Consider the following 25,707-nt stretch of genomic DNA (forward strand, 5'->3'; position numbering starts at 1 on the left):
ATCGGCTCCGACCTCCCCGCCGGGCGCGGGACAATCGTCCCGACGGCGGGCGTGACGACAGGGAGGACCGGCATGGGGCTCGGAGAGCGGAGCGGCGGGGCGCACGAGAGGCGAGCCGGCACCCGGGGCGCAGCCGCCGGAGCCGCGGCCGGTGCCGAGGCCGGTGCCCGCGTCGCCCGCGGCCGCCCCCGCAGCGAGGCCGTCGAGCGCGCCATCTTCGAAGGGGTACTCACCGTCCTCGAAGAGGGCGTACCGCTGGCCGCTCTCTCGATCGAACGCATCGCCCGCACCGCGGGGGTGGGCAAGGCCACCATCTACCGGCGCTGGTCCGGCAAGGAGGAACTCCTGGTCGAGGTGCTCGCCGCGATGGAGGACCCCGGTCCCGAACTCGCCGGGATCGATGTACGGGACGACCTGGTGGCCCTCGTCGAGGGCATCCGGCAGCGCGGACTCGCCAAGCGCAACTCCGCCCTCCTGAGCAACCTCGTCGCGCAGGCGAAGACCTTTCCGAAGCTCTGGGACTTGTACCACCGCAATGTCGTCGCGGAGCGGGCCGCCCAGATGCGCGACGTGCTGCGCCGAGGGGTGGAGTCCGGGGAGATCAGGGGCGACCTGGACCCGGAACTGATGGGCCTCCTGATCACCGGCCCGATGCTGACCCGCACGATCCTGCACTCCGACGACCCGCTGCCCGAAGGCCTCTCCGAGACCGTCGTCGACGCGGTGCTCTCGGGGCTCAGGCCGGCGGACGGCGAACCCGGTGCGAGCGGCAGGTGAGCCCGTACCGCTCTGTCCGCATCCCGTCCCGTTCGTGTCACGGACATCACTCCTGCCCCCGGCCGGGGAACCCGGTCCGACAGGCCGGACGTCCTCAGCACCGTACGGCCGCGCTCCGGGGCGGCGAGGAGCACCGTCCGTATCCCCTAGGGTTTCGGGGCAGGGGACGGTGTGCACGGCAGGTCAGTGAGGCGACGGTATGGCGCAGGCGTACGCGACGGAGACGGGCCACGACGGGTCCGGCCCCGAGAGCCGGACGGACCGCATGCGCCGGGCCCTGACCGGCCTGCGGCACGATCGCGGGATCTGGCGCCGTGGCCTGGTGCTCGCCGCGATCGCCGTACTGATCGCCATGGTCATGGGCCTGCACGCGCGTGTGCCGAACGCCGTGGGCAACCTGGGCAGCCTCGTCGAGACCTTCCTGCCCTGGCTGGGCCTCGGGATCCCCGTCGTGATCGTCCTGGCGTTCGTACGGCGTTCCGCCACGGCGCTGATCGCCACGGTCCTGCCGGTGGTGGTCTGGCTGAACATGTTCGGCGGCCTCGTCTTCGACAAGTCCGGTTCCGGCGGCGACCTCACCGTCGTCACCCACAACGTCAACGCGGAGAACACGGACCCCGGGGGAACCGCGGCCGAGATCGCCGCCTCCGGCGCGGACGTGGTGGCCCTGGAGGAACTGACCCAGGACGACCTGCCCGCCTACCGCGAGGCGCTGGCCGGCACCTTCAAGTACCGCACGGTCGAAGGCACCGTCGGGGTGTGGAGCAAGTACCCGCTCAGCGACAGCAAGGCCGTCGACATCAAGCTCGGCTGGAGCCGGGCCCTGCGCACCACCGTCGCGACCCCTGAGGGCAAGGTCGCCGTCTTCGCCGCGCACCTGCCCTCGGTCCGGGTCAAGCTCGACGCCGGGTTCACCGCCGGGCAGCGCGACCGGAGCGCGCAGGCGCTCGGCGTCGCGATCCGGGACGAGCCGCTCGACCGGGTCATCCTGCTCGGCGACCTCAACGGCACGATGAACGACCGCGCCCTTTCGCCGGTCACCTCGCAACTCCGCTCGACCCAGGGCGCGGCCGGCGACGGGTTCGGCTTCAGTTGGCCGGCCGCCTTCCCGATGGCACGGATCGACCAGATCATGGTGCGCGGGGTGGAGCCGGAGTCGTCCTGGGCGCTGGGCCGCACGGACAGCGACCACCTTCCGCTGGCGGCTTCGGTCCGGCTCTGAATCCAGGGGCGGGCGTACCGCGCGAGACGTGCGGGACCTGCCGCCCGGCTCGCGGGACCTGCCTGCCGGCCTCGGGGCGAGTGGCCGGCGTCACGGCGCGCTCCGGGGCCCGACCGGTGGCCGACATCGAGTGTTAACACCGCGGAATACAAGACCTGCGAGACTTTGTTCCGTTCAAGAACTTATCGGGCCGTATCCACCGGACGATCTCCGGTCGATGCGGCCTTCCTCCTGCTGTTCGAAAGGCCTCTCATGCCTCTGGCGCTGCTCGCGCTCGCCGTCTCCGCCTTCGGCATCGGCACCACCGAGTTCGTGATGATGGGCCTGCTGCCCGATGTCGCGGGCGATCTCGGCACCTCGGTGCCCACCGCGGGCTACCTCGTCTCCGCGTACGCCATCGGAGTCGTCGTCGGGGCCCCGCTCCTGACCGGATTCGGCTCGCGCATCCCGCGTAAGCGGATGCTTCTGCTCCTGATGGCCGTCTTCACCGTCGGCAACCTCGCCTCGGCGCTCGCGCCGGGCTTCGGCACCCTCGCCGCGAGCCGGGTGCTCGCGGGTCTTCCGCACGGTGCCTTCTTCGGGGTCGGAGCGGTGGTCGCCGCCCGCCTGGTACGCAAGGACCGGCAGGCCCGTGCGGTCGCCACCATGTTCCTCGGCCTCACCGTGGCCAACATCGTCGGCGTACCCGCCGCAACCCTGCTCGGCCAACACCTCGGCTGGCGCGCCACGTTCCTCGTCGTCGCAGCGATCGGGCTGGTCTCGATGGCGGCACTCGCCCGCTGTGTGCCGGACATGCCGCGCGACACCACGCAGAGCGTCCGTCGCGAGGTCAGGGCGCTGGGCGACCGTCAGGTGGTGCTCGCCCTGCTCACCGCCGTCTTCGGCTTCGCCGGTGTCTTCGCGGTGTACTCCTACCTCGCGTCGATCACCACCGAGGTGATGGGCTTCTCGACGTCGAGCGTGACGCTGGTCCTCGCGCTCTTCGGTATCGGTATGACGCTCGGTGCACTCGCCGCGGGACCCCTCACCGACCGGGCGCTGCGTCCGACGCTGTACGGCTCGCTCGGTGCGCTCGCCGTCGTCCTGGTCGCCTTCCACTTCACCTCGCACGTGAAGTGGGCGGCGCTGGTGACCGTCGTCCTGCTCGGCGCGGTGGGCTTCATGACCACGACGCCCCTGCAGATGCTGGTGATGCGCAAGGCCGAGCACGCCCCGACGCTCGCCTCCGCCTCCAACCACTCGGCCTTCAACCTGGCCAACGCCGGCGGAGCCTGGATCGGCGGTGTCGCCATCGCCGCCGGCTGGGGCTGGACCTCTCCCACCCTCGTCGGTGCCGTACTGGCCGTCGTCGGCCTGGCGATCGCCGTCACCGCCGGACTCCTCGACCGCGAGCCCGCACGGGACAGCTCCCGGGTGGTGGCCTCCGGCGGTGCCACCGCCGAGCACGCTCCTTCCGGGGAACGGGTGGGCTGAACCCGGGCCGACAGGCCCTGGATGCCGCGAACGAACGCGAAGGGCCGCCGCACCGACTTCTTCCGAGTCGGTGCGGCGGCCCTTCGCGCTGTTCCGGGCTCGCGGAGTCAGGCTCCGGCAGCGGGCCGCGATTCGCGCCAGCGGCTGGTGATCGGCAGGCGGCGGTCCTTGCCGAAGCCCTTCGCGGAGATCTTCGTGCCCGGCGGGTACTGCCGTCGCTTGTACTCGGCGGTGTCGACCATGCCGAGCACCCGCGTGACGACGTCGGGGTCGAAACCGGCGGCGACGATCGCCTCGAGTCCCTGATCCGCGTCCACGTACATCGCCAGGACCCGGTCGAGCACGTCGTAGTCCGGCAGGGAGTCCGTGTCCACCTGATCCGGGCGCAGCTCGGCGCTCGGCGGCTTGGTGATCGAGTTCTCCGGGATCGGCGGGGTCCGACCGCCCTCGCCGGCGGCACGGTTGCGCCACTTCGCGAGCCGGAAGACCGACGTCTTGTAGACGTCCTTGATGGGTCCGTAGGCGCCGACCGAGTCGCCGTAGAGCGTCGAATAGCCCACCGCGAGCTCGGACTTGTTGCCCGGGGCCAGGACGATGTGGCCCTCCTGGTTGGAGAGCGCCATCAGCATCGTGCCGCGCAGCCGGGACTGCAGATTCTCCTCCGCGAGCCCCGTGAGGCCGAGCGATTCCATGTACGCGTCGAACATCGGCTCGATCGGCACCGTACGGAAGTTGAGCCCGGTACGCCTGGCCAGGTCCGCCGCGTCGCCCTTCGAGTGCTCGGAGGAGTACTTCGACGGCATCGCCACGCCGTACACGTTCTGGGCGCCGAGCGCGTCGCAGGCGATCGCCGCGACGAGAGCCGAGTCGATACCGCCGGACAGGCCGATCAGGACCGACCGGAAGCCGTTCTTGGCGGCGTACGCGCGCAGACCCACCACCAGCGCCGAGTACACCTCCTCGTCGTCGTCGAGCCGCTCCGCGTACCCGCCCGACAGCTCCGCCTCGTAGGGTGCGAGCGGGTCCTCGGAGCAGACCACGTGGTCGATGCGCAGGCCGTCGTCGACGACACCCCCCGGAACCGGTCCGGCGGCGGGCAGGTCGAGGTCGACGACCACGCAGCCCTCGGAGAACTGCGGGGCGCGGGCGACCACGTCTCCATCGGCGTCCACCACGATGGAGTCGCCGTCGAAGACCAGCTCGTCCTGGCCGCCGATCATCGCCACGTAGGCCGTGGTGCAGCCGGCCTCCTGGGCGCGCTTGCGGACCAGCTCGAGGCGGCTGTCGTCCTTGTTCTGCTCGTAGGGCGAGGCGTTGATCGAGATCAGCAGGCCCGCGCCCGCGCTCCGGGTGGCCGGCACCCGTCCGCCGTCCTGCCAGAGGTCCTCGCAGATCGCGAGCGCGACATCGACGCCGTGCACCCGTACGACGGGCAGCGTGTCGCCCGGCACGAAGTACCGGAACTCGTCGAACACCCCGTAGTTCGGCAGGTGGTGCTTGGCGAAGGTGAGGCGCACCTCGCCGCGGTGCAGCACCGCGGCGGCGTTCTGCGGCGCTCCGGCCGGTTGGCCGTACTTGGGCTGCGCGGTCGAGGATCGGTCGAGATAGCCGACGATCACCGGGAGTTCGCCGAGCCCCTCGTCCGCGAGGCGGGCGGCGAGCGCCCGCAGTGCGGCCCGGGAGGCCTCGACGAACGACGACCGCAGCGCGAGGTCCTCGACGGGGTAGCCGGTGAGGACCATCTCGGGGAACGCCACCAGGTGGGCGCCCTGCTCGGCGGAATGACGGGTCCAGTGCACGACCGACTCGGCATTGCCGGCGAGGTCACCGACGGTCGAATCGATCTGATTCAAGGCGAGGCGTAGTTGAGGCACGCCGCCCAGTGTAATCGTCTTTCTGACGCGATGTGGTCCGGGAGGTGCCGGCGTCTGCCGGGGCGGTCCTTCGCGGGCGGGGCGGGGGTGGGTGGTGCGGCCGGCTCGCCCGGCCTCGGACGGGCCCGATCCGGAGGCTCGCTCGGCCGGGTGACCGGCCGCGGCTGCCGCCCTGGGTCGTAGGATTCGGCCCACTATGCCCCGATTCGAACCATCGCCACCGCCCTCGTTCCCGCCGCCCGGCACACGATGCCGTGCGGCGGCCGTCCTGCTCGTGCTCGGTGCGGTGGCCTACAGCGCCTGGCTCGTCGAGGTGTTCGTGGCGACGGGGCTCGATCCGCTGCGCAATTACGTCAGCGAGCTCGCCGCCGAGGGGGAGCCGCTCGGCGGGCTCCTGCGGACGACCGACCTGGTCTCCGGGCTGCTCGTGATGGTCGCCGCCCTCGTGGTCCTTGCCGGTCGCACATCAGGGACCCGCTGGACCGTCACCGGCCTCGGGGCCCTGGCCGTCTTCGGTGCCGCGACCGTCGCGGACTCGCGGGTGCCGCTGAGCTGCACACCCACCGCGGACCCCGCGTGCGCCGAGCGAGAGGCGGCGGGCCTGGTGCCCGCGTCCCACGTCGCGCACACCTGCACCAGCTCTCTCGCCGCAGCGGCCGCGCTCGTGGCGATGGCGGCGTTGACCGTCGCCGTGCGCCGCGGCCGCGGCCGGTCGCTCCTGGCGCGTACCGGTCCGTGGATCGTCGCGGCGGAAGTGGCGGCCGGAGCCTGGACGTTGACGTCCGTCGGGGCCTTCGAGGCGGGGCAGGGCACCTGGTTCCTCGGTCTCGCGCAGCGGCTGCAGGTGATTCTGATCGCCCTGTGGCTCGTCCTGTTCGCCCGTTCACTCGCCAAGGAGGGGAGCCCGTGAGCGCGTTCGTACGGATCGGGGGTGTGGCTCACCATGTGGTCGTGCAGGGGCACGGGCCTGTGTGCCTGCTGTCGGGCGGGCTCGGGCAGGCGTGGTTCGACTGGGACGCGGTGACGCGGCTGCTCGCGCCGTACCGAACCGTCGTCCGCTTCGACCGTCCGGGGCTCGGTCTCAGTGCCCACGCGCGCGTGGCGCCCTCGCTCCTCGGTGAGGCCGACCGCATCGGAAGGGTGCTCGACGCGTGCGGTGCGACCGGGCCGGTCACCGTGGTCGGGCATTCGCTCGCGGGCCTGCACTGCGAGGCGTTCGCCCGGCTCCGGCCCGAGCGCACGGCGGCTCTGGTGCTGGTGGATTCCAGCGTCGAGGAGGACGCCAGGCCCCGTCCCGCACCGGCGCTGCGGGCGGGCGCCACGCGCGCGTGCGGCACGGTGCTGGCCGCCTCGGGTCTGCCGTACGCCCTCGGCCCGGCACTGCGCCGCGCGGCCGTACGCCTCGCCCGTACGGGAGGCCGCGACCCCGCCCCGCGCGACCTCGTGCGCCGGGTCTACGGCACCGGACGCGCCACGCGCGCGGTGCTCGCCGAGAACGCCGGCTACCGGGACGTGGCCGCCCAACTGGTGGCGGTACGACGACAGTTCCCGCTCCCCGAGGAGCTGCCCGTCACCGTGCTCGCGGCCGGTGAGAGCCGTCGCTGGCTGGAACGGCAGGTCTGGCTGGCCCGCACCCTGGACGCACGGCTGCGCATCTCTCCGGGGTCGGGGCATCTGGTGATGCTCGACCGTCCCGAGGACGTGGCACGCGCGGTCCTCGACGCCGGGACGGCTCAGGCCGAGGCGTAGCCGTACAGGAAGGCCCGTACGCCGGCGGCGACCGTCTCCCGGACGGTCTCGTCCGCGCAGGCCCGGCCCGGCAGGGACGGGGTCCCGGCCGCGACGAGCGCGCTGAAGTGGCGTGCCGCCCGGCGTGGTTCGGGCACGTCCAGTAGGCCGCGGGCGGCCAACTCGCCGAACCGGAAAGCCAGTTCACGCTGCACGCGCTGCGGCCCGGCTGCCTGCCACGCCTCGATCGCGGTGGCCGGGATGTGCTGCACCTCCGCGTTGATCTGGCGTACCAGGGCGGAGTGGTCGGCGTAGTCCGCCGTCGGCGACACCCAGTCGGTACCGAAGGCCACGAGGTCCTGCTCGAGGTCGGTGACCTCGCTCAAGTGGCGTTCCAGGAGGGCGATCTGGGCCTCGGCGACCCGGGTCGCGCTCTCCTGGATGACGGTCTCGAAGAGCTCCGCCTTGTCCTGGAAGTGGTTGTAGACCGTGCGCGTGGACACCTCGGCGGTCCGCGCGATGGTGTCGATACCGGCCCGGGTGTACCCGTCGCGCGCGAACACCGTGAGCGCGGCGTCGAGGATGGCCCGCCGCTTGGCCAGTACTCCGCCGCGGGGCCGGCCCTTCGCGGCCCGGGCGTTCCCCGTCCCGAGCTGCGCCGCATCGTCGCTGGTCATCCGCACACCCTTCCATTTTCTGCATGAACCGTTTTACTTTTTTGCGCTACCCGTTGTACTTTACTCGTGTCCGCCGCGGAAGCACCGGCCGAGGAACGCGCCACGAGAGGGAGCGCCATGACCACCCGCATCGCCATCATCATCGGAACCACCCGCCCCGGCCGCCGAAGCCCCACCGTCGCCGCCTGGGCCCACGAGGCGGCCACCCGGCACCGGACGGTGCGGGAGGGGCACGCCGAGTTCGACATCGTCGACATCGCCGACCACGCCCTGCCGCTCCTCGACGAGGAACTCCCCGCCGCCTGGGGGCACTACAGCCACGAACACACCCGCCGCTGGGCCGAGCGGATCGCCGGCTACGACGGATTCGTCTTCGTCACACCCGAGTACAACCACGCCCCACCGGCCGCTCTGAAGAACGCCATCGACTACCTCGCCGCCGAATGGCACAACAAGGCCGCGGGATTCATCAGTTACGGCTCAAGTCTCGGCGTGCGCGCGGTCGAGCAGCTGCGCCCGATCCTCGGCGAAGTGCGGATCGCCGACGTGGCGACGCAGGTGGCGCTCTCGGCGTTCGCCGACTTCACCTACGCCGACGAGACCGACCCCAGCACCTGGACCTTCGCGCCGGGCGCTCACCAGGAGGCCGCGCTGCAGGAACTCTTCGACGACGTCATCGCCTGGTCCGACGCCCTCGCCCCGCTGCGCGCGGACGCAGCGGCCGTCGCGGCCTGACCCCGCTCAGCCGGCCTTGCGCGGAGCCGCGCCCCGCTTCTCCAACAGGTCGGCCATCAGGTCGAGTTCGGACTCCTGGGCGCTCACCATGCCCTTGGCGAGGGACCGTTCGGCGCCGACCGTGCACTGGTCCGCGCAGCCCTCGGCCATATGCACCCCGCCCTTGTGGTGCTCGGTCATCAACTGCAGATACAGGACCTCCGCCTGCCGGCCGTCCGCCTTCGCCAGCCGGCCGAGTTCGCTCTTGGTGGCCATCCCGGGCATCAGCGCACCGTCCGCGTCCATCCCGGGCGATTGCTCCATGCCCATCCACTTCATGGGCTTGTCCGCGGTCACCTTCGGCAGGTCCCACAGGTCGAGCCAGCCGAGCAGCATGCCGCGCTGGTTCGCCTGGGTGTTGGCGATGTCGTACGCGAGACGCCGTACCTCCTCGTCGTCGGTGCGGTCCCGTACGACGAAGGACATCTCGACGGCCTGCTGGTGATGGATCGCCATGTCGCGGGCGAACCCCGCGTCGGCGGGGCCGGGCGAGGCCGTCGCGGCCCCGGCCGGCCCCGCAGCGTCCTGGCGAGCGTCCGGGCTGCCCGCGAGCGCCGCCGTCACACCGCCGGCAGCGGCCAGTGCGACGGTGGCGCACACCGCGGCCCACCCGGAACGCCTCACTTCGCGACACCCCCGGTGCAGGCGGCACCCGGCTCCGGGGTCTGCTTGCCCTGCACGTACTTGCCGAAGAAGCTCTCGACCCGCGGGTCGGAGGCGCTGTCCACGGTCACCTGCTTGCCCCAGGCGCTGAGCATGATGGCGCCCTTCTGCTCGGCGATCGGGCTCATCAGCGAGTACGGCGTGGCCTTCACCTTCGCCTCGAACTTCTTCAGCTCGCCCTCGGGCGCCTTGTCGTTGTACGTGACCCAGACGGCGCCGTGCTCCAGGGAGTGCACCGCGTGCCTGTTCGGGATCTCCTTGGCGTACACGTCGCCGTTGCAGTTCATCCAGACCTGGTCGTGGTCGCCGCCGACCGGGGGAGTCATCGGGTAGCTGACGGGCTTCGTCACATGGTCACGGCCCAGCTTCTTGGCGTCCCAGGACTTCTCGTCCGCTATCGGCTTCTTCGCCGCCTTCTCGCGGTTCTTCTGGTCCGTCTCGACCGCCGCCTGCTCCTTGTCCTTCTTGTCCTGCTCCTTGAGGAAGAGATAGGACCCGAAGCCGACCAGGCCCGCCACCACCGCGGTGCTCGCGACGATGGCGATCAGACGGTTGCGGCGCTCTCGCGACTGCTCCGCCCGGCGCATCTCCTCTATGCGGGCCTTGCGGGCGTTCGAACCGGACTTGCTGGAACTCATGACGTGTCCTTCTGGAGGGGAGTCGAGCTCGGAAGGGGACAGCGGAGCGCCCGGACGGGCAGCGTGCTGATCGTAGTGGTCCGCGGGATGCCCCGGGCCAGGGGGAGTGCGTAATCTGGCGGAAACCCCGGGGCGTGACACTGGAGCCCTCACCCGATGCCCGCCCGGTGTGCACAGGCCGTCTGAACTGCAAGGATGTAGCTATGGACAAGCAGCAGGAGTTCGTGCTTCGCACACTTGAGGAGCGCGATATCCGGTTCGTGCGGCTCTGGTTCACCGACGTACTCGGCTTCCTCAAGTCGGTCGCGGTGGCCCCCGCCGAACTGGAACAGGCCTTCGACGAAGGCATCGGCTTCGACGGCTCCGCGATCGAGGGCTTCGCGCGGGTCTACGAGTCGGACATGATCGCCAAGCCGGATCCGGCCACCTTCCAGATCCTGCCGTGGCGCGCGGAAGCCCCCGGCACCGCCCGGATGTTCTGCGACATCCTGATGCCGGACGGCTCCCCGTCCTTCGCCGACCCGCGCTACGTACTCAAGCGGGCGCTCGCCAAGACCTCCGACCTCGGATTCACCTTCTACACCCACCCCGAGATCGAGTTCTTCCTGCTGAAGGACAAGCCGGTCGACGGCACCCGGCCCACGCCCGCCGACTCCTCCGGCTATTTCGACCACACCCCGCAGAACGTCGGCATGGACTTCCGCCGCCAGGCGATCACCATGCTCGAATCCATGGGCATCTCGGTCGAGTTCAGCCACCACGAGGGGGCGCCGGGACAGCAGGAGATCGACCTGCGCTACGCCGACGCGCTCTCCACCGCGGACAACATCATGACGTTCCGCCTGGTGATGAAGCAGGTCGCGCTGGAGCAGGGGGTCCAGGCCACCTTCATGCCGAAGCCGTTCTCGGAGTACCCGGGCTCCGGCATGCACACCCACCTCTCCCTCTTCGAGGGCGACCGCAACGCGTTCTACGAGTCCGGCTCCGAGTACCAGCTCTCCAAGGTCGGCCGTTCCTTCATCGCGGGACTGCTGCGGCACGCCGCCGAGATCTCGGCGGTCACCAACCAGTGGGTGAACTCCTACAAGCGCATCTGGGGCGGCTCCGAGCGCACCGCGGGCGCGGGCGGCGAGGCCCCCTCGTACATCTGCTGGGGGCACAACAACCGCTCGGCCCTCATCCGGGTCCCGATGTACAAGCCCGGCAAGACCGGCTCCGCGCGGGTCGAGGTCCGCTCCCTCGACTCCGGTGCCAACCCCTACCTCTCGTACGCCGTGCTGCTCGCCGCCGGCCTCAAGGGCATCGAGGAGGGGTACGAACTCCCGCCCGGCGCCGACGACGACGTGTGGGCCCTCTCCGACGCCGAGCGCCGAGCGATGGGCATCGAGCCGCTCCCGCAGAACCTCGGCGAGTCCATCGCCCTGATGGAACGCAGCGAACTCGTCGCCGAGACCCTGGGCGAGCACGTCTACGACTTCTTCCTGCGCAACAAGAAGCAGGAGTGGGAGGAGTACCGGAGTGAGGTCACGGCCTTTGAGCTGAGGAAGAACCTGCCGGTGCTGTAGGCGGGGGTCGGAGCGCTTTTCGCTTCCCGCTCCGGAGGGGCCCACGACGACGGATCGTGGGCCCCTCCGGGCGTCGGGCCGCCCCGGGGCGGGGCGCCCGCGGTCACTGCGCGGCCCGGAGCCAGTCGTCCAGGACGGTGAAGTCCCTTGCGGTCAGGCCCAGTCGAGCATCCACGGGGTGGAGCAGGGCCCGGCCGGGATGGTGCGCCGCGACCCACGCACGATCGGTGCCCGAGACCTCGTCGTCGACCCAGACGAATGCGCGTCCGGCCGCCCACGCGACCATGGCCGGGACCTTCCAGTGCGGGGCCCGGCGCCCGAGGCCGACCGCGGTCGGCTCCTGCTCCGGATCGTCGGGTACGGGCAGGTCGTCGAGTACCGGCAGGTGGGGCAGGCCCAGTCGCGGGGCGACGGAGTCGTTCGCCTCGTCCATCCAGGTCGTCGCCCACACCAGCTCGCACGGCAGGGCGGCGAGCAGGGGCCCGAGCGCGGGATCGAGTCTGGTGAGCAGGGGATTCGCGGCCGGATCCGGCGCCCCGGAGGAGCCGGACGGGAACGTGGGGTACCCGCCCGGCAGTTGCTGCGGCGTCGCCCCGAACGGGATCAGGGGGCCGTCGACGTCCAGGAAGAGCAGCGGACCGCCGGGCGCGGGAGCCGCTCCGGCGCGTTCTACGTCGCGCATGCCCCTCAGATCGCGCTCCGCAGCGGCTGCGTAGCCCGTACGCGGTACTCCTGGATCGCCCACCCGTTGCCGTCCGGGTCCTTGAAGTACATGAAGGTCGCGCCGTCCGTGTCGCCGTACGAGACGGGCTCGCCGACCTCGAGGCCGCGCTCGGTCAGCTCCTGGTGCGCGGCCTTGATGTCGGCGACGCACAGCTGCATCCCCTGGTACGAGCCGGGGGCCGGGGCCGGGCCGTCCATCGTGTCCCAGATGGCGTCGCCGAGCGCGATCGAACAGCCGGAGCCCGGTGGCGTCAGCTGGACGATCCGCATGCCGGGCATCACCTCCTGGTCGATGTCGACGTGGAAGCCGAGCTTGTCGCGGTAGAAGTCCCTGGCGCGGTCGATGTCGCTGACCGGCAGCAGTACGACTTCGAGGGTGTAGTCCACAGTCCGTCTCCTAGCGTGTCCGTGTCCGTGCCCGTGCGTGTCCGTAAGCAGTGCAGTGCAGTGCAGTGCGCCCCGCCCGTCCGCCATCGCGGATCCCCGGCGTGCGGCGCGAGCCGCCGCGATCACCTGCACGGCCTGGAACCGATGGTGCCCACCGAACACGCCCCCCGCACCCGGATCGCCCCGATCCCCGCCCGGGCCCCCGACGCCGCAGGCCCCCACGGCCCGCGCTGCGGATAGGCTCGGACCACCGCGGGCGCGGCGGACGGACGCACGGCACGACCCGATGCGAACGCCCCGATCGGACAGGAGGCCGGGATGACAGCGCCGGGGCGCCGGAGCAGTACCTTCACCCGTCTACTGCGGCACGGCTTCACCGATCCGTCCGCGGCGGGCCGGCTCCTCGAGAGCCCGGAACTGGCCGAACTGCGCACGGACCCCGTACTCCTGGACGCCCTGGGCGCCACCGCGGACCCGGATCTCGCGCTGCTCAGCCTGGTGCGCCTCGTCGAGGCGCAGCCCGAGGACGAACGCCGCACCCTGATCGACACCCTGCTCGCCGCGAAACCGCTGCGCGACCGGCTGCTCGGGGTTATCGGGGCCTCCGAGGCACTCGCCGACCATCTGGCCCGCCACCCCCGCGACTGGCAGGCCCTCGTCCGCTACGAGCACGCCGATCTGCACCCCGGTGTCGAGGATTTCGAACGCGGTCTCGCCGAGGCCGACGACCCGGTCGCCCTGCGGGTGGCGTACCGCCGCTGCCTGCTGTCCATCGCGGCCCGCGACGTCTGCGGCACCACCGGCGTCGCCCAGACCGCCGCGGAACTCGCCGACCTCGCCACCGCGACCCTGCGCGCCGCCCTGGCCATCGCCTCGGCCGACGCCCCCGAGGACGCGGCGGCCTGCCGGCTCGCGGTCGTCGCCATGGGCAAGTGCGGCGGACACGAGCTGAACTACGTCTCCGACGTGGACGTCATCTTCGTGGCAGCCCCCGCGGATCACGCGGCCGGCGCCGACGAGACCAAGGCCATGCAGGCGGCCGGGCGGCTCGCCGCCCACATGATGCGCATCTGCTCGGACACCAACGTCGAGGGCACCATCTGGCCCGTCGACGCCAACCTCCGCCCCGAGGGCCGCAACGGCCCCCTCGTCCGCACCCTGTCCTCGCATCTCGCGTACTACCAACGGTGGGCCAAGACCTGGGAGTTCCAGGCCCTGCTCAAGGCCCGGCCGGTGGCCGGCGACAGTGAACTCGGCGAGGAGTACGTGGCGACCATCGCGCCGCTGGTGTGGCAGGCGGCCGAGCGGGACAACTTCGTGCCGGACGTGCAGCGGATGCGCCGCCGGGTCGTCGACAACATCCCCGCCGCCGAACTCGACCGCGAGCTCAAGCTGGGCCCCGGCGGCCTCCGGGACGTCGAATTCGCCGTCCAGCTCCTGCAGTTGGTGCACGGCAGGTCCGACCCCTCGCTGCGCAGCGGCAGCACACTCCAGGCGCTGCAGGCGCTCGCCGAGGGCGGCTACATCGGCCGCGCGGACGCCACTCGCTTCGACGAGGCGTACCGCTTCCTGCGCGCCATGGAGCACCACATCCAGCTGTACCGGCTGCGGCGCACCCACCTGGTGCCCGACGACGAGGCCGGCCTCCGGCGCCTCGGCCGCTCGCTCGGTCTGCGCACCGACCCGGTGGCGTCCCTCAACCAGGCCTGGCGCAAGCATGCGGCCGCGGTCCGGCGCCTGCACGAGAAGCTGTTCTACCGGCCGCTCCTGGACGCCGTCGCCCAGCTGGCACCCGGCGAGATCCGGCTTTCCCCGGACGCCGCCCGGGAGCGCCTGGTGGCACTCGGTTACGTGGACCCGGCGGCCGCGCTCCGCCACCTCGAGGCACTCGCCTCCGGGGTGAGCCGGAAGGCCGCGATCCAGCGCACGCTGCTCCCGGTGCTGCTCGGCTGGTTCGCGGACTCGGCGGACCCGGACGCGGGGTTGCTCGGCTTCCGCAAGGTCTCCGACGCGCTCGGCAAGACCCCCTGGTACCTACGGCTGCTGCGCGACGAGGGCGCCGCGGCCGAGAACCTGGCCCGGGTCCTGTCCGCCGGCCGGCTCGCCCCGGACCTGCTCCTTCGCGCCCCCGAGGCAGTGGCGCTGCTCGGCGACCCCAAGGGTCTCGAACCGCGCGACCACGCCCAGCTGGAGCAGGAGATCCTTGCCGCGGTGGGCCGCGCGGACGACGCCGAGCAGGCGGTGGCCACGGCACGAGGTGTACGCCGGCGCGAATTGTTCCGCACCGCGGCGGCCGATCTGATCGGCAGTTACGGCACGGAGGGTCCCGCCCTGGACGGCGAGGCGCACCCCGCGCAGGAGCCCCCCGGTCACGTCGGTTCCGAGGAGCCCGCCGATCCCGGCGATCTGGTGGACCTGGTCGGCGGCGCGGTGTCCGACCTGACCGCCGCGACGCTCGCCGGCACCCTGCGCGCGGTGGTCCGCGCGGGCTGGGGCGACGAGCTGCCGACCCGCTTCGCGATCATCGGCATGGGCCGCTTCGGCGGCCACGAACTGGGCTACGGCTCGGACGCGGACGTGCTGTTCGTGCACGAGCCCCGCGAGGGCGTCGACGAGCGGGAGGCGGCCGAGGCCGCGAGCCGGGTGGTCTCCGAGATGAGCCGGCTGCTGCAGATCCCGAGCGGAGACCCGCCCCTCCTCATCGACGCCGATCTGCGCCCGGAGGGCAGGAACGGCCCGCTGGTCCGCACCCTCAAGTCGTACGAGGCCTACTACCGGCGCTGGTCCAGGGTCTGGGAGAGCCACGCACTGCTGCGTGCGGAACCGGTGGCGGGCGACGCGGACCTCGGGCGGCGCTTCGTCGACCTGATCGACCCGCTGCGTTACCCGGTCGAGGGCCTCGGGGACGACGCGGTCCGCGAGATCCGCCGTCTGAAGGCCCGGATGGAGGCGGAACGGCTGCCGCGCGGCGCCGACCCGACCCTGCACGCGAAGCTCGGGCGCGGTGGGCTGAGCGACGTGGAATGGACCGTGCAGCTCTTCCAGCTGCAGCACGCGTGGGCCGAGCCGGGGCTGCGTACCACCAGGACCCGCGAGGCGCTGGCTGCCGCCTGCGCGGCGCGGCTGATCCCGGCCGAGGACGCGCAGATCCTCGACGAGGCGTGGGTCCTGGCGACACGGGTGCGGAATGCGGTGATGCTGGTACGGGGGCGAGCCGGCGACACGTTTCCCTCGCACACGCGTGAACTGGCCGCGGTCGGGCGCTATCTGGGCTATGAGCCCGGGACGGTGGGTTCCATGATCGACGCGTATCGACGCGTCACGCGCCGCGCGCGCGGGGTGGTGGAGGAGCGCTTCTACGGGGCGGTTTCCTGACGCCCCACCGCCCAGGGGCGAACGGGCCGGCTTGCACGAAGCCCGTCCGGCGCCGAGATGAAGCCCGTCCGGCGATGGAAGAGGTGGCCGTCAGGCCGGACGGCTCGAGCAGGGGCTCACCCCCAACTCAATCTCCGGAAGGGCGCGAGACGGCCTCGGAGGAGCGGGACGTGGCGCCGGCGCGCGAAGGGCCGTACGGAAGCGATCCGTACCAGAGGCGGACCACCCCGAAGCCCACTGCGAGGCACAGCACGCCCCCCACCGCGTCCAGCCAGAAGTGGTTCGCGGTGGCGATGATGACGATCAGCGTCGCGACCGGGTAGAGCAGGCCCAGGATCCGTACCCACGGCAGCTTGGCGAGCGCGAAGATCGTCAGCCCGCACCACAGGGACCACCCGATATGCATGGACGGCATCGCCGCGTACTGGTTGGTCATGTCCTTGAGGTCGCCGGAGGCCATCGACCCCCAGGTCTGGTGCGCGACGACCGTGTCGATGAAGTCCGGTCCGCTCTCCATGAGCCGCGGCGGGGCGAGCGGGAAGAAGTAGAAGCCGACCAGGGCGATGCCGGTGGTGACGAAGAGGACGGTGCGGGTCGCGGCGTACCGCCCGGGATGGCGGCGGTAGATCCACACCAGGACCACGATGGTGATGATGAAGTGCAGCGTCGCGTAGTAGTAGTTCATGCCGACGATCAGCCATGTCACCGAGTCGATGGCCCGGTTGACCGAGTGCTCGAAGGCGAGGCCGATGCTGTGCTCCGCCTGCCAGATCCAGTCCGCGTTGCGCATCGCCGCGGACTTCTGCTCGGGGACCGCGTTGCGCACCAGGGAGTACAGCCAGTAGCTGACCGCGATGAGCGCCAGTTCCCACCAGATGCGAGGGCGGCCGGGGGTGCGCAGGCGGCGCAGCACGGAACGCGCCGTACGCTGCCGCTCCGTGTCGCCCCCGACGTCCGGGACGCGCTGTTCGGCGTCTCCTTCTTTGACGGGTGACGGGTCGGCGGCCGTACGGCCTTCCGCTGCTGTCACAGTCGTCTCACCCATGAGGAAGAAGTCTGCCAGATTCCCGTCTTCGCCTGATCATCCCTCGGTTGGGTCCTTACTGCATGTTCTACGCCCTACGGACGATCCGGCCCCGGAGGCGTTCGGGGCCCTCCCTTAGGGGGCCGTCCCTCGTGCGCCTGCCCGGGCCGAGGCGGTTGAACCGCGGACCACCAGCTCCGGCATGAACACGAATTCGCTGTGCGGCGCGGGGGTGCCCGCGATCTCCTCGAGCAGTGCGCGTACGGCGGCGAGTCCCATGGCGGTGACCGGTTGCCGCACGGAGGTGAGCGGAGGGTCGGTGAACGCGATCAGCGGGGAGTCGTCGAAGCCGACCACGGAGACGTCGTCGGGGACGGCGAGCCCGCGCTGCCGCGCCGTCCTGACGGCACCGAGTGCCATCATGTCGCTGGCGCAGACGATCGCGGTGCAGCCCTTCTCGAGCAGTGTGCCGGCCGCTGCCTGGCCGCCCTCCAGGGTGTAGAGGGAGTGCTCGACGAGGACTTCCGTCTCCGCGCTGTCCAGGCCGCGCTGTTCGCGCAGGGTGTCGGTGAATCCCTCGAGCTTGCGCTGGACCGGGACGAAGCGCTGCGGGCCGAGCGCGAGGCCGATCCGTTCGTGGCCGAGGGACAGCAGGTGGGTCACGGCGAGCCGCATCGCGGACCGGTCGTCGGGAGAGACGAACGGTGCCCGCACCTTGGGCGAGAAGCCGTTGATCATCACGAACGGGACGCCCTCGGCCCGCAGCCGGTCGTAACGACGCATGTCGGCGGTGGTGTCGGCGTGCAGCCCCGAGACGTAGACGATTCCGTCGACACCGCGCTCCACCAGCATCTCGGTGAGCTCGTCCTCGGTGGCGCCGCCAGGAGTCTGGGTGGCCAGGATCGGCGTGTAGCCCTCGCGCGTCAGGGTTTGGGCGATGACCTGGGCGAACGCCGGGAAGATCGGGTTCTCCAGCTCCGGGGTGAGGAGGCCGACCAGTCCTGCGCTGCGCTGTCGCAGCCGTACCGGGCGCTCGTAGCCGAGCACATCCAGGGCGGCGAGCACGAGTTGGCGGGTGGTGGCGGCGACGCCCGGCTTGCCGTTGAGTACCCGGCTGACCGTGGCCTCGCTGACTCCGGACTGGGCTGCGATGTCGGCAAGTCTCGCGGTCACGGAACGGGACTGTACCGCCCGCACCTCCCGCTTCCCACCAGATGGGCGCTTCCCGCCGGAATCGGGCGGAAGCGGCGGCAGCCCGGGAGTGGCTGCGCTGCCCATCGCGCTTGCGGTGGAGGGGAGTTGGCGGTGGCACGTGGCAGGCGCGGCTGGTCGAGACAGGGACGACTTGCAAGTTCTTACGGAAAGCGCTCGACCGGGTTTCCTGGCCATGTCCCCTGTGTGTCCTAGGTATTGACCCTGGAGGGGAGGGCTTCTACGGTCTGCATCGCAGGAACTTGCGGTCATCTTTCTGAAAGAGGCTGCAAGTTCGGCAAGTTCAGCAAGCAACCGTTCCAGGTCCGTGCACCCCCGTGCTGGACCGTTCCCCAACGGCGTGACGGGCAAGGCGCGTTGTCAGCAGGGCCTGCCTGCCCCACTCCGTACCCGCACCTCCCCACGTGCAGGAGGAAACATGGCCAGAAAGACCCTGGCTGCCACCCTCGCCCTGGCGGCGGGCACCGCGGCCGCCCTCGTCGTCCCCTCGTCCGGAGCCGAGGCCGCGCCGCCCGCCGACAGTGACGTCACCGCCGTGCTCTTCGAGTGGAAATTCGACTCGGTGGCGACGGCGTGCACCGACCAACTCGCCCCCGCAGGCTACGGATCCGTCCAGGTCTCCCCGCCCCAGGAACACATCCAGGGCGAGCAGTGGTGGACCTCGTACCAGCCCGTCAGCCACAAGATCGCCGGTCGGCTCGGCGACCGCGATGCCTTCAAGGCCATGGTGGACACCTGCCACGAGGCAGGCGTCAAGGTCATCGCCGACTCGGTGATCAACCACATGGCGGCCGCGTCGGGCACCGGCACCGGCGGCACCGCGTACCAGAAGTACGAGTACCCGGGCCTGTACTCCGGCGCGGACCTGGACGACTGCCGCGACGAGATCACGGACTACGGCGACCGGACCAACGTGCAGAACTGCGAACTCGTCGGTCTCGCCGACGTGGACACCGGCGAGGAGCACGTCCGTACGGCCATCGCCGGATACCTGGACGACCTGAGCTCGCTCGGCGTGGACGGCTTCCGGATCGACGCCTCGAAGCACATGCCGGCAGAGGATCTCGAGGCCATCAAGGGCAAGTTGAGCGATCCGGGCGTGTACTGGAAGCACGAGGCCATCCACGGAGCGGGCGAGGCCGTCTCCCCCGAGGAGTACCTGGGCAGCGGCGACGTCCAGGAGTTCCGCTACGGCCGCGGCCTCAAGGACGCCTTCGGCGGCGGCAGCCTCGCAGGTCTGCAGAACTACGGCGAGGGCTTCATGGAGTCCGGCAAGTCCGCGGTCTTCGTGGCCAATCACGACACCGAGCGCGGCGGCGACACCCTCACCTACAAGGACGGAGCCGCCTACACCCTCGCCCACGTCTTCATGCTGGCCTGGCCCTACGGCTCGCCCGACGTGCACTCCGGCTACGAGTTCGACGACAAGGACGCCGGCCCGCCGAACGGTGGCGAGGTCAGCGCCTGCAACAGCGGCGGCTGGTCCTGCCAGCACGCCTGGCCGGAGATCTCCTCCATGGTCGGCTTCCGCAACACGGCCGGTGACGAGGCCGTGAGCGACTGGTGGGACAACGGCGGCGGGCAGATCGCCTTCGGCCGCGGCGACAAGGGATTCGTGGCCATCAACCACGAGGACGGGGAACTGGACCACACCTTCCAGACCTCCCTCGCGGCCGGCGAGTACTGCGACGTCCAGAGCGGCAACCCGGTCACTGTCGACGACTCCGGACAGTTCACCGCGACGCTCGGCGCGCACACGGCGCTCGCCCTGCACACCGGCAAGCGCAGCTGCTGAACCGCACGTCCCGATTCCCCGGCCGCTCGGCACACCTCCCCGTGCCGGGCGGCCGTCGTCCCTGCGGCATCACCTCCAAGGAGCCCCACCGTGAAACGCCCCGCACCGCGCCGAGCCGCGGTCTCTCTGGCAGCCCTCGCGGCGCTGCTCGTCCCACTCGCGCCCGCGGCCACCGCCGGCTCCGCCGCTCCGGCAGCGAGCGGGGAGCAGGCCGAGGCGCAGGCCCAGTGGATCGACCGTGACACCGTCGTGTGGCAGGCGCCGGACGCGGACGGGGCACGCCACCGCCTCCTGTACACCGACAGCGGCGTGCTCCCCGCCGAGAAGGGCCAGGAGGCCGGCGGCGCCAAGGCGATCCGCCTCGCCCCCGGCAGCCTCAGCGCCGCGCAGCGCGCCAAGTACCCCCATCTGGCGGGCCGTTCGGCCTTCCGCGTCGACCCGCGCGACCGCGACCGGATCCGCACCGCGCTGCGCGGCCGGCTGCTCGCCGTCCAGGACACCGCGGGCGGACCCGTCACCGCCACCACCGAGATCCAGATCCCCGGCGTGCTGGACGACCTCTACGCGACGAAGGCCGACCTCGGCCCCGTCTTCCACCACGGCCGCCCCACTCTCTCCGTCTGGGCGCCCACCGCACGCGATGTGCACCTCGAACTCGATGGCCGCACCGTCGAGATGAGGCGGGACGCCCGCACCGGCGTCTGGTCCGTCTCCGGCGACCGCGACTGGCGCGGCAAGAGCTACCGCTACGTCGTACGCGTGTGGGCCCCGAGCGAAGGGAAGTTCGTCACCAACAAGGTCACCGACCCGTACTCCACGGCCCTGACCGCCGACTCCGAACGCAGCGTCCTCGCCGATCTCGACGACCGCTCGCTCGCCCCCGCCGGCTGGTCACGGCTGCGCAAGCCGGACGCCGCGGCGCTGGGCAGCGCGCAGATACAGGAGTTGCACATCCGCGACTTCTCCGCGTCCGACCGCACCGCGAGCCACCGCGGCAAGTACCTCGCCTTCGCCGACCGCGACAGCCGCGGGACCCGGCATCTGCGCGAACTCGCCGACGCCGGAACCTCGTACGTCCACCTGCTGCCCGCCTTCGACATCGCCACCGTCCCGGAACGCGAACAGGCCTCCCCGGACTGCGACTTGGCCGCCCTGCCCGCCGACTCGCCGCGCCAGCAGGCGTGCGTGGGCGAGACCGCCGCCGACGACGCCTACAACTGGGGCTACGACCCGTACCACTACACGGTCCCCGAGGGCTCCTACGCCACCGACCCGGACGGGGCCCGCCGCACCCTCGAGTTCCGGGAGATGGTCAAGTCCCTCAACACGGACGGCCTGCGCGTCGTCATGGACGTCGTCTACAACCACACCGCCGCGAGCGGCCAGGACAAGACCTCCGTCCTCGACCGCATCGTGCCCGGCTACTACCAGCGCCTCCTGGACGACGGCAGCGTCGCCGACTCCACCTGCTGCGCGAACACCGCACCCGAGCACGCCATGATGGGCCGCCTCGTCGTCGACTCGATCGTCACCTGGGCCAAGCAGTACAAGATCGACGGTTTCCGCTTCGACCTCATGGGCCACCACCCGAAGGCCAACATCCTGGCCGTGCGCAAGGCGCTCGACGCCCTCACCCCGGCCCGCGACGGCGTCGACGGCAAGGACATCGTCCTGTACGGCGAGGGCTGGAACTTCGGCGAGATCGCCGACGACGCCCGCTTCGAGCAGGCGACCCAGCAGAACATGGCCGGCACCGGCATCGCCACCTTCTCCGACCGCGCCCGCGACGCCGTCCGCGGCGGCGGTCCCTTCGACGAGGACCCCGGCGTCCAGGGCTTCGCCACCGGCCTGTTCACCGACCCCAACGCGTCGAAGAACAACGGCACCGAGAAGGAGCAGAAGGCCCGCCTCCTGCACTATCAGGACCTGCTCAAGGTCGGCCTGACCGGCAGCCTCGCCGACTACACCTTCACCGACACCACCGGCCGCACCGTCACCGGCGCCGACGTCGACTACAACGGCGCCCCCGCCGGATACGCGGCCGCCCCCGACGACGCCCTGTCCTACGCGGACGCCCACGACAACGAGACCCTCTACGACTCCCTCGCCTTCAAGCTGCCCGCCGGTACCTCCACGGCCGACCGGGCCAGGATGCAGGTCCTCGCCATGAGCACCGCCGCACTCGCCCAGGGGCCGGCGCTCTCGCAGGCGGGCACCGACCTGCTCCGCTCGAAGTCCCTCGACCGCAACTCCTTCGACAGCGGCGACTGGTTCAACGCGCTGCACTGGGACTGCCGGGACGGCAACGGCTTCGGCCGCGGACTCCCGCCGGCCGCCGACAATGAGCCCAAGTGGCCTTACGCGGCGCCCCTGTTGACCGGAATCCCGGTGCCGGGCTGTGCGGAGATCGAGGGCACGTCCGCCGCGTACCGCGATCTGCTGAAGATCCGCACGGGGGAGCGGGCCTTCGCCCTGCGGACCGCCGGCGAGGTGCAGGACAAGCTGTCCTTCCCGCTGTCCGGCAAGGACGAGACGCCTGGAGTGGTCACGCTGCGCGTGGACGATCTGGTGGTCGTGTTCAACGCCACGCCCGAGGAGACGGACCAGCGGGTGGAAGACCTCGCGGGCTCCCGCTACGGGCTGCACCCCGTGCAGGGCTCCGGCGCCGATCCGGTGGTCAAGGACGCCTCGTACGACACGAGGACGGGGACGTTCACCGTGCCCGCGCGGACCGTCGCGGTGTTCGCCGCCGGCGGTCGCTGAGCCGAGGGGCGTCCGGGCGGGGAACACCGTCCGGACGGCCCGCTGTCAGCCGGTCGGGGCCAGTGCGGCGAGCCGTCCGACGAGTTCCGCGAAGGGGCCGTCGGCCGGTTCGTCGGCGAGTACCGAGCGCAGGATGCCTGCCATCTCCTCGTCGTAGGCGGCGCTCACCGCGGCGAGCGCCGCGAAGTCGTGCACCAGCTGGAGTTCGAGTTCGGCGCGCGGCACCCGGCGGCCGTCCAGCCAGATCAGGGCTGTGGACTCGGCGAGCGACACCCAGGAGCGGACGACCAGTTCGAGCCTGGCCGGGGGCTGGGGCAGCCCCAGGTGGGAGACGATCTCCTCGTACGCGGCCTGGCGGACCGAACCGATCAGCGCGTTCGTCGTCGGCGTGCCCGCGAGCGTCGTACCGCCGCCGTTCGGCAGTACCGCGGGCCCGCCGCGCATGAGTGCCGAGAAACCCGGGCCGTGCTCGTCGACGAAGTCGAAGAACCGTCGCATCACCCGCTGCAGGCGGGCACCGAGCGGACCCTCGTGCGGCTCCACGAAACGGCCCGCGAGATCGTCCGCCGCCTTGCGCAACGCCGCCTCGTAGAGGCTCACCTTGCCCGGGAAGTAGTGGTAGACGAGCGGCCGCGATATACCGGCGGCCGCCGCTATCTCGTCGATGGAGACCTCGTCGGGGGAGCGGTGGCTGAAGAGCTCGAGCGCCACCGCGATCAGCTGCTGCCGCCGCTCCTCGACACCCATCCTGCGGCGCACCCCGGTAGTCATACCGACAACCCTAACGGCCGTCCGCAGGTGCCTCGGTGCACAGCCCCCTCACAGGTCGAGCACCAGCCGTGCCCCCCGCGCGCGGGAGACGCACAACAGCATGGAATCGGACCGCTCCGCGTCCGTGAGCAGCTCGTCGCGGTGGTCTATCTCACCCTCGACGACCCGCTGTTGGCAGGTACCGCAGAAGCCCTGCTCGCAGGAGTACGGCAGATCCGGCAGCTCCGCGCGCACCGCGGCGAGCACCGTGGAGTCGGCCGGCACGGTCACCGTGCGCCCGCTGCGCCGCAGTTCGACCTCGATCGGAGCGTTCCCCTCGACGGCGGCCGCCGGGGTGAAGCGCTCCAGATGCAACGGGCTGCCCGCCGGCAGGACCGCGGCCACCGCGTCCATCAGACCCTCGGGGCCGCAGCAGTACACCGACGTGGCCGGCGCAGCGGCGTCGAACAGGGCGCTCAGGTCCGGCAGTCCCGCCTCGTCCTGCGGGACGACGCTCACCCGCCCCCGTCCGGCGTCCAGCTTCTCGATCTCCGCGAGAAACGGCATCGACGCGCGCGTGGAGCCCCCGTACAGGAGCCGCCACTGGGCGCCGGCCGCGTCGGCTGCCCGCAGCATCGGCCACAGCGGGGTGATCCCGATACCGCCGGCGACGAACACGTAGGAGTGCGAAGGCACCAGTGGGAAGCGGTTGCGCGGTCCGCGGACCTCCACCTCGGTGCCCTCGTGCAGTTCCTCGTGCAGCTCGCGCGAGCCACCCCGGCCGCCGGCCACCAGACGTGCGGCGACGGTGTACGAGGACACCCCGAACGCGCCGGCCGGACCAGGCTCCCCGCACAGCGAGTACTGCCGCATACGGCCCGAGGGGAGCAGTACGTCGAGGTGGGCACCGGGCTCCCAGGCGGGCAACTGTCCGCCCGCACCGCGCGCTTCCAGGCGCAGTCGGACCACCGAGTCGGCGATCGTCTCGCGGCCGGTGACCACCAGGCGCATGGCACGCGCGCGTGGCCGTCCGCTGACCGGCACTTCGAGCGCGGGCAGCGGCCACAGCGGCGAGCGGGCGATCCTCCGACGCAGGGCCCGCCGGGCCAGCAGCGCCGCGCCCGCCACCGCGGCCGCGGTACGCAGTGAGGGCATCAGCCGGCTCCCGTCTCGCGGGCCTCGGCGGCCGTGGCCGCGGGCGAGCTCGCCAGGTACGCGACGGCCTGCTCCGTCGAGCCCTCCTGGGACGGGTGGTAGGAGCGCGACAGATAGCGGGGGATGGAGCGCACCATGGATCCGGTGGAGGGCAGTACGCCCGCACGGCCCCGCTCCACGAAGGCCCGCACCGACGCCCGGCCCTCGGTCAGCGTCGGGTCGTTCGCCATGAAGAAGCGGGTGCCGCGCTGCCACAGGAAGACCAGGGCACCGAAGGCGGTGGCCCAGGTGCGCACCCGGCGCGCGTACGAGCCGTCCACGTGCAGGAAGAGCTCGAAGGCCACCGAACGGTGCTCGACCTCCTCGGCGCCGTGCCAGCGCAGCAGGTCGAGCATCGTCGGGTCCGCCTCGCGGCGGTCCAACTCGTCGGCGTTGAGCACCCAGTTGCCGAGGAAGGCGGTGTAGTGCTCGATGGCGGCGATGGTCGCCACCCGTTCCATCAGCCACCACTTGCGGGGCCGCCCGGGCGGCAGAGTGCGGTCACCGAGCAGTTTCTCGAAGAGCCAGTCGACCTGCGCGGTGTACGGGGTCGGGTCGAGGCCCTGCTCGCGCAGGTGGGGCAGCACCTCGTCGTGGGCCTGCGCGTGCATGGCCTCCTGGCCGATGAACCCGACGACGTCGGCGCGCAGTCGCTCGTCCTTGATGTACGGCAGGATCTGCTTGTAGACGTGCACGAACCAGCGTTCGCCGGCCGGCAGCAGCAGATGCAGCACGTTGATGGTGTGGGTGCTGAACGGATCGCCGGGAATCCAGTGCAGCGGTGTCTCGTCCCAGGCGAAGGAGACCTGCCGGGGTTTCAGGTCTATGTGCTCGGACGCGACGGGCTGCGGCAGCCGGGCCTGCGTATTAGACATGCTGTCAATGTACTGAGGGGTAGGCGGGCGGCACACCCCTCGTGCAGCGGGAATCCTGCGGGGTGCGGACGGGCACGGGGAAACGTTCCCCACGCGCGCGTGGGCAACGGGGAACGGGGTCCAGAAGGATCACACCCCACGCGCGCGTGCACGTGCAGAGGAAGGAGGGTGGTCCGAAGTGCCGTCCCGCATACGCGCGCAGGACGTTCCCGAAGCGC

20 protein-coding genes and 1 pseudogene are annotated in these 25,707 nt (G+C 71.5%); 10 read left to right on the forward strand and 11 right to left on the reverse strand.

Going from position 1 to position 25,707, the window contains the following annotated elements; all coding sequences use genetic code 11:
* Positions 1–72 precede the first annotated feature (72 nt).
* From DSC45_RS15105 to DSC45_RS15115, 3 genes are all read left to right on the forward strand, one after another.
* Positions 73–777: a TetR/AcrR family transcriptional regulator gene (locus DSC45_RS15105; RefSeq protein WP_119291051.1), complete on the forward strand. Its 705-nt coding sequence runs from the start codon at positions 73–75 to the stop codon at positions 775–777.
* A 199-nt stretch (positions 778–976) separates the two neighbouring features.
* Positions 977–1,999, forward strand: coding sequence for an endonuclease/exonuclease/phosphatase family protein (locus DSC45_RS15110; RefSeq protein WP_119291053.1), 1,023 nt, complete (start codon positions 977–979; stop codon positions 1,997–1,999).
* A 252-nt stretch (positions 2,000–2,251) separates the two neighbouring features.
* Positions 2,252–3,472 (forward strand): MFS transporter, encoded by a 1,221-nt coding sequence (locus tag DSC45_RS15115; protein WP_119291055.1) that lies wholly within the window; start codon positions 2,252–2,254, stop codon positions 3,470–3,472.
* 107 nt (positions 3,473–3,579) lie between these two features.
* Here the strand turns inward: DSC45_RS15115 and DSC45_RS15120 are convergent, their stop codons facing one another.
* The gene (locus DSC45_RS15120) at positions 3,580–5,346 is read right to left on the reverse strand and encodes an NAD+ synthase (protein ID WP_119291056.1); all 1,767 of its coding nucleotides are present in this window, start codon (positions 5,344–5,346) and stop codon (positions 3,580–3,582) included.
* A gap of 196 nt (positions 5,347–5,542) precedes the next feature.
* Between DSC45_RS15120 and DSC45_RS36360 the strand changes: the two genes are divergently transcribed.
* Positions 5,543–6,256, forward strand: coding sequence for a DUF998 domain-containing protein (locus DSC45_RS36360; RefSeq protein ID WP_240434641.1), 714 nt, complete (start codon positions 5,543–5,545; stop codon positions 6,254–6,256).
* Positions 6,253–7,095 (forward strand): alpha/beta fold hydrolase, encoded by an 843-nt coding sequence (locus DSC45_RS36365; RefSeq protein WP_240434642.1) that lies wholly within the window; start codon positions 6,253–6,255, stop codon positions 7,093–7,095. Before DSC45_RS36360 ends, DSC45_RS36365 begins: the two co-directional genes overlap by 4 nt.
* Here the strand turns inward: DSC45_RS36365 and DSC45_RS15130 are convergent.
* Positions 7,080–7,751: a TetR/AcrR family transcriptional regulator gene (locus DSC45_RS15130; RefSeq protein WP_119291060.1), complete on the reverse strand. Its 672-nt coding sequence runs from the start codon at positions 7,749–7,751 to the stop codon at positions 7,080–7,082. The genes DSC45_RS36365 and DSC45_RS15130 overlap by 16 nt on opposite strands.
* 117 nt (positions 7,752–7,868) lie before the next feature.
* On the opposite strand from DSC45_RS15130, the gene DSC45_RS15135 reads away from it, so the two are divergent.
* On the forward strand, positions 7,869–8,486 hold the full coding sequence (locus tag DSC45_RS15135) for an NADPH-dependent FMN reductase (protein WP_119291062.1): 618 nt from the start codon (positions 7,869–7,871) through the stop codon (positions 8,484–8,486).
* 6 nt (positions 8,487–8,492) lie between these two features.
* Here the strand turns inward: DSC45_RS15135 and DSC45_RS15140 are convergent, their stop codons facing one another.
* The gene (locus DSC45_RS15140) at positions 8,493–9,149 is read right to left on the reverse strand and encodes a DUF305 domain-containing protein (protein WP_119291064.1); all 657 of its coding nucleotides are present in this window, start codon (positions 9,147–9,149) and stop codon (positions 8,493–8,495) included.
* Positions 9,146–9,826, reverse strand: coding sequence for a thioredoxin-like domain-containing protein (locus DSC45_RS15145; protein ID WP_119291066.1), 681 nt, complete (start codon positions 9,824–9,826; stop codon positions 9,146–9,148). The genes DSC45_RS15140 and DSC45_RS15145 overlap by 4 nt, the downstream gene beginning before the upstream one ends.
* Before the next feature lie 203 nt (positions 9,827–10,029).
* Here DSC45_RS15145 and DSC45_RS15150 point away from each other — a divergent pair, with 203 nt between their 5' ends.
* Complete coding sequence (locus DSC45_RS15150; protein ID WP_119291068.1) at positions 10,030–11,391, forward strand: glutamine synthetase family protein; 1,362 nt, start codon at positions 10,030–10,032, stop codon at positions 11,389–11,391.
* A 103-nt stretch (positions 11,392–11,494) separates the two neighbouring features.
* Here DSC45_RS15150 and DSC45_RS15155 read toward each other — a convergent pair whose 3' ends face one another.
* A complete protein-coding gene (locus DSC45_RS15155; protein WP_119291069.1) occupies positions 11,495–12,073 on the reverse strand; it encodes an HAD domain-containing protein in 579 nt (192 codons plus the stop codon).
* A gap of 5 nt (positions 12,074–12,078) precedes the next feature.
* The gene (locus DSC45_RS15160) at positions 12,079–12,501 is read right to left on the reverse strand and encodes a VOC family protein (protein WP_119291071.1); all 423 of its coding nucleotides are present in this window, start codon (positions 12,499–12,501) and stop codon (positions 12,079–12,081) included.
* Between the two features lie 318 nt (positions 12,502–12,819).
* Between DSC45_RS15160 and DSC45_RS15165 the strand changes: the two genes are divergently transcribed.
* Positions 12,820–15,876, forward strand: a complete 3,057-nt coding sequence (locus DSC45_RS15165) for a bifunctional [glutamine synthetase] adenylyltransferase/[glutamine synthetase]-adenylyl-L-tyrosine phosphorylase (protein ID WP_119291073.1) — start codon at positions 12,820–12,822, stop codon at positions 15,874–15,876.
* Between the two features lie 127 nt (positions 15,877–16,003).
* Here DSC45_RS15165 and DSC45_RS15170 read toward each other — a convergent pair whose 3' ends face one another.
* Both DSC45_RS15170 and DSC45_RS15175 read right to left on the reverse strand, forming a co-directional pair.
* Positions 16,004–16,921 (reverse strand): phosphatase PAP2 family protein, encoded by a 918-nt coding sequence (locus DSC45_RS15170; RefSeq protein ID WP_119291075.1) that lies wholly within the window; start codon positions 16,919–16,921, stop codon positions 16,004–16,006.
* A gap of 114 nt (positions 16,922–17,035) precedes the next feature.
* Positions 17,036–18,073: a LacI family DNA-binding transcriptional regulator gene (locus DSC45_RS15175; protein WP_240434643.1), complete on the reverse strand. Its 1,038-nt coding sequence runs from the start codon at positions 18,071–18,073 to the stop codon at positions 17,036–17,038.
* A gap of 457 nt (positions 18,074–18,530) precedes the next feature.
* Here DSC45_RS15175 and DSC45_RS15180 point away from each other — a divergent pair.
* Both DSC45_RS15180 and pulA read left to right on the forward strand, forming a co-directional pair.
* Positions 18,531–19,904: pseudogene (locus DSC45_RS15180) on the forward strand (alpha-amylase family protein); the annotation flags it as partial.
* A gap of 93 nt (positions 19,905–19,997) precedes the next feature.
* A complete protein-coding gene (gene pulA / locus DSC45_RS15185; protein WP_119291081.1) occupies positions 19,998–22,670 on the forward strand; it encodes a pullulanase-type alpha-1,6-glucosidase in 2,673 nt (890 codons plus the stop codon).
* 45 nt (positions 22,671–22,715) lie between these two features.
* Here the strand turns inward: pulA and DSC45_RS15190 are convergent, their stop codons facing one another.
* The 3 genes from DSC45_RS15190 to DSC45_RS15200 are packed head-to-tail and all read right to left on the reverse strand — an operon-like array spanning position 22,716 to position 25,489.
* Complete coding sequence (locus tag DSC45_RS15190; protein WP_119291083.1) at positions 22,716–23,441, reverse strand: TetR/AcrR family transcriptional regulator; 726 nt, start codon at positions 23,439–23,441, stop codon at positions 22,716–22,718.
* A gap of 48 nt (positions 23,442–23,489) precedes the next feature.
* On the reverse strand, positions 23,490–24,575 hold the full coding sequence (locus DSC45_RS15195) for a PDR/VanB family oxidoreductase (protein WP_119291085.1): 1,086 nt from the start codon (positions 24,573–24,575) through the stop codon (positions 23,490–23,492).
* Positions 24,575–25,489 carry a metal-dependent hydrolase gene (locus tag DSC45_RS15200; RefSeq protein ID WP_119291086.1) on the reverse strand — a complete coding sequence of 305 codons (915 nt, stop codon included), beginning with the start codon at positions 25,487–25,489 and terminating at the stop codon, positions 24,575–24,577. Before DSC45_RS15200 ends, DSC45_RS15195 begins: the two co-directional genes overlap by 1 nt.
* Positions 25,490–25,707 lie beyond the last annotated feature (218 nt).

Source organism: Streptomyces sp. YIM 130001 (assembly GCF_003574445.1).
Classification (GTDB): Bacteria; Actinomycetota; Actinomycetes; order Streptomycetales; family Streptomycetaceae; genus Streptomyces.

Bases quoted from the DNA above. Each gene is read 5' to 3' on its own strand.
- DSC45_RS15105 (WP_119291051.1), top strand. From the start codon at position 73: ATGGGGCTCGGAGAGCGGAGCGGCGGGGCGCACGAGAGGCGAGCCGGC.
- DSC45_RS15110 (WP_119291053.1), top strand. From the start codon at position 977: ATGGCGCAGGCGTACGCGACGGAGACGGGCCACGACGGGTCCGGCCCC.
- DSC45_RS15115 (WP_119291055.1), top strand. From the start codon at position 2,252: ATGCCTCTGGCGCTGCTCGCGCTCGCCGTCTCCGCCTTCGGCATCGGC.
- DSC45_RS36360 (WP_240434641.1), top strand. From the start codon at position 5,543: ATGCCCCGATTCGAACCATCGCCACCGCCCTCGTTCCCGCCGCCCGGC.
- DSC45_RS15130 (WP_119291060.1), bottom strand. From the start codon at position 7,751: ATGACCAGCGACGATGCGGCGCAGCTCGGGACGGGGAACGCCCGGGCC.
- DSC45_RS15135 (WP_119291062.1), top strand. From the start codon at position 7,869: ATGACCACCCGCATCGCCATCATCATCGGAACCACCCGCCCCGGCCGC.
- DSC45_RS15145 (WP_119291066.1), bottom strand. From the start codon at position 9,826: ATGAGTTCCAGCAAGTCCGGTTCGAACGCCCGCAAGGCCCGCATAGAG.
- DSC45_RS15150 (WP_119291068.1), top strand. From the start codon at position 10,030: ATGGACAAGCAGCAGGAGTTCGTGCTTCGCACACTTGAGGAGCGCGAT.
- DSC45_RS15155 (WP_119291069.1), bottom strand. From the start codon at position 12,073: ATGCGCGACGTAGAACGCGCCGGAGCGGCTCCCGCGCCCGGCGGTCCG.
- DSC45_RS15165 (WP_119291073.1), top strand. From the start codon at position 12,820: ATGACAGCGCCGGGGCGCCGGAGCAGTACCTTCACCCGTCTACTGCGG.
- DSC45_RS15170 (WP_119291075.1), bottom strand. From the start codon at position 16,921: ATGGGTGAGACGACTGTGACAGCAGCGGAAGGCCGTACGGCCGCCGAC.
- DSC45_RS15190 (WP_119291083.1), bottom strand. From the start codon at position 23,441: ATGACTACCGGGGTGCGCCGCAGGATGGGTGTCGAGGAGCGGCGGCAG.
- DSC45_RS15195 (WP_119291085.1), bottom strand. From the start codon at position 24,575: ATGCCCTCACTGCGTACCGCGGCCGCGGTGGCGGGCGCGGCGCTGCTG.
- DSC45_RS15200 (WP_119291086.1), bottom strand. From the start codon at position 25,489: ATGTCTAATACGCAGGCCCGGCTGCCGCAGCCCGTCGCGTCCGAGCAC.